Annotated in this window: 1 protein-coding gene; it reads left to right on the top strand. The window is 71.1% G+C overall.

The genetic code is table 11. The features are described 5' to 3' along the window. Nucleotides 1–25 precede the first annotated feature (25 nt). Nucleotides 26–3313 (top strand): formate dehydrogenase (gene fdh, locus ACW0Q9_RS29925; RefSeq protein WP_456187027.1); only part of this gene is annotated, 3288 nt, incomplete at its 3' end.

Genomic DNA, 3313 nt, shown 5'->3' with positions numbered 1-3313 from the left:
CCACCGCGACGGGGACGCCGTCGGGGTGGGTCTGAAGACCTTCATCCAGGGTTGGCCGGTCTACCGGCAGCTCACCGGCACCGACCCGCTCGGCCGGGGCACCGCGGCCCAGTCGGGCCGCTCGGCGGCGCTGACCGCGCGCACCGAGACCGCCGACAGCATGGCCCGTTCGGTCTGCCCCTACTGCGCCGTGGGCTGCGGGCAGCGGGTGTACGTGAAGGACGGGCAGGTCACCCAGATCGAGGGCGATCCCGACAGCCCGATCTCCCGGGGCCGGCTCTGCCCGAAGGGTTCGGCCAGCAAGAGCCTGGTGACCAGCCCGCTGCGGCAGACCAAGGTCCGCTACCGCCGGCCGTACGGCACGGAGTGGGAGGATCTGGACCTCGACGTCGCGCTCGACATGATCGCCGACCGGATCCTCGCCGCCCGCGACGAGACCTGGGAGGACGTCGACGACCAGGGCCGCCCGCTCAACCGGACGCTGGGCATCTCCAGCCTGGGCGGGGCGACGCTGGACAACGAGGAGAACTACCTCATCAAGAAGCTGTTCACGGCGATGGGGGCACTCCAGATCGAGAACCAGGCCCGCATTTGACACTCCGCCACCGTCCCCGGTCTGGGGACCAGCTTCGGTCGCGGCGGCGCGACGGACTTCCAGCAGGACCTGGTCAACGCTGACGTCATCGTCATCCAGGGCTCCAACATGGCCGAGGCCCACCCGGTGGGCTTCCAGTGGGTGATGGAGGCCAAGAAGCGGGGCGCCAAGGTCTTCCACGTGGACCCCCGGTTCACCCGCACCAGCGCGCTCGCCGACACGTACCTGCCGATCCGGGCGGGCACCGACATCGCGCTGCTCGGCGGCGTGGTGCGGTACATCCTGGAGAACGAGCTGGACTTCCGGGAGTACGTGGTGGCGTACACCAACGCGCCCACCATCATCCGCGAGGAGTTCGCCGACACCGAGGACCTGGACGGGCTCTTCTCCGGCTACGACCCGGAGCGCAGCAGCTACGACCAGTCGAGTTGGGAGTACGAGGGCCACGAGCGGCGGCGTGGGGCGGAGGACACGGCGAAGGAGCGGGACAGCGCGGCGGGTCTGCGGCACGAGTCGCACGGCATGCCCATGCCGGCGCAGAGCGAGCGGGACGAGACGTTGCAGCACCCGCGTTGCGTCTACCAGATCCTGAAGCGGCACTTCTCCCGCTACACGCCGGAGATGGTGGCCCGGGTCTGCGGCATCCCCGAGGAGAAGTTCCTGGAGCTGGCGCGTGCCTGGACGGAGAACTCGGGCCGGGAGCGGACCGGCGTGCTCGTCTACTCGGTGGGCTGGACCCAGCACAGCGTCGGCGTCCAGTACATCCGCACCGGCGCGATCATCCAGACCCTGCTGGGCAACATGGGCCGGCCGGGAGGCGGCATCCTGGCGCTGCGCGGGCACGCCAGCATCCAGGGCTCCACCGACATTCCGACCCTGTTCAACCTGCTGCCGGGCTATCTGCCGATGCCGCACCACGTCACCCACCCGACCTTCGACAAGTGGGTGGACAGCATCCGGCACCCGGGCCAGAAGGGCTTCTGGGGGAACTCGCGGGCCTACGCGGCGAGCCTGCTCAAGGCGTACTGGGGGGACGCGGCGACGCCGGAGAACGACTTCTGCTACGGCTACATGCCCCGGATGACCGGCGACCACGGGACGTACCAGCAGGTGCTGAACATGATCGACGGCAAGGTGAAGGGCTACTTCCTGCTCGGCCAGAACCCGGCCGTGGGTTCGGCGCACGGCCGGGCGCAGCGGCTCGGCATGGCCAACCTGGACTGGCTGGTCGTCCGCGACCTGTTCATGATCGAGAGTGCCACCTTCTGGCGGAACAGCCCGGAGATCGCCACCGGCGAGATCGTGCCGGAGGAGTGCCGCACCGAGGTGTTCTTCCTGCCCGCCGCGTCCCACGTGGAGAAGGAGGGCACCTTCACCCAGACCCAGCGGCTGCTCCAGTGGCGGGAGAAGGCCGTCGACCCGCCGGGCGACTGCCGCTCCGAGCTGTGGTTCTTCTACCACCTCGGCCGGGTGCTGCGGGAGAAGCTGGCCGGCTCGACCAGGCCCCGCGACCGCGCGCTGCTCGACCTGACCTGGGACTACCCGACGCACGGCCGGGACGCGGAGCCGAGTGCTGAGGCGGTGCTCCGGGAGATCAACGGCTACGAGGTGGCCAGCGGCCGCCTGCTCAGTGGCTTCCCGGAGGCCAAGGACGACGGTTCCACCGCGGTCGGCTGCTGGATCTACACCGGCGTCTACGCCGACGGGGTCAACCAGGCGGCCCGCCGGAAGTCCCGGCACGAGCAGGACTGGGTGGCCGGCGAGTGGGGCTGGGCCTGGCCGGCGAACCGGCGCACCCTCTACAACCGCGCCTCCGCCGACCCGGAGGGCCGGCCGTGGAGCGAGCGCAAGAAGTACGTCTGGTGGGACGCCGACAAGGGCGAGTGGACCGGTTACGACGTGCCGGACTTCGAGAAGACCAAACCGCCGACGTACCGGGGGCCGGAGGGTGCCGTCGGCACGGCGGCCCTGGCCGGAGACGACCCGTTCGTCATGCAGGGCGATGGCAAGGCCTGGCTGTTCGCGCCCACCGGCCTGCTCGACGGGCCGCTGCCGACGCACTACGAGCCGGCCGAGTCGCCGATGCGCAACCCGCTCTACGGGCAGCAGGCAAACCCGACCCGCAAGGTCTACGACCACCCGGTGAACCGGATCAACCCGAGCCCGCCGGAGCAGCACAGCGAGGTCTTCCCGTACGTGTTCACGGTCAGCCGGCTCACCGAGCACCACACGGCCGGCGGGATGAGCCGGACCGTGCCGCGCCTGGCCGAGCTGCAGCCGGAGATGTTCGTCGAGGTGTCCCCGGAACTGGCCGCCGAGGTGGGGCTGGCGAACCTCGGCTGGGCGCACCTGGTCAGCGGCCGCGCGGTCATCGAGGCGCGGGTGCTGGTCACCGACCGGCTCACCCCGCTGCGCGTCGACGGCCGGGTGATCCACCAGGTCTGGCTGCCCTACCACTTCGGAGGCGAGGGCCTGGTGACCGGCGACTCGGCCAACGACCTGTTCGGCATCACCCTGGACCCGAACGTCCTGATCCAGGAGAGCAAGGTGGGCACCTGCGACGTGCGGCCGGGCCGCCGGCCGACCGGGCCGGCCCTGCTCGACCTGGTCGCCGACTACCAGCGACGGGCCGGGATGACGCCCGACCGGCGGGTGCCGCTGCTGACCACCGACGCGGCCGGCCAGGGCGAGCGCCCCGGCCGGACCGCCCAGCGGGGC

The sequence above is a fragment of the Micromonospora sp. I033 genome (assembly GCF_053890995.1).
The sequence above is the reverse complement of the archived record's forward strand: the minus strand, read 5'-3'. Positions and strand labels throughout refer to the sequence as shown.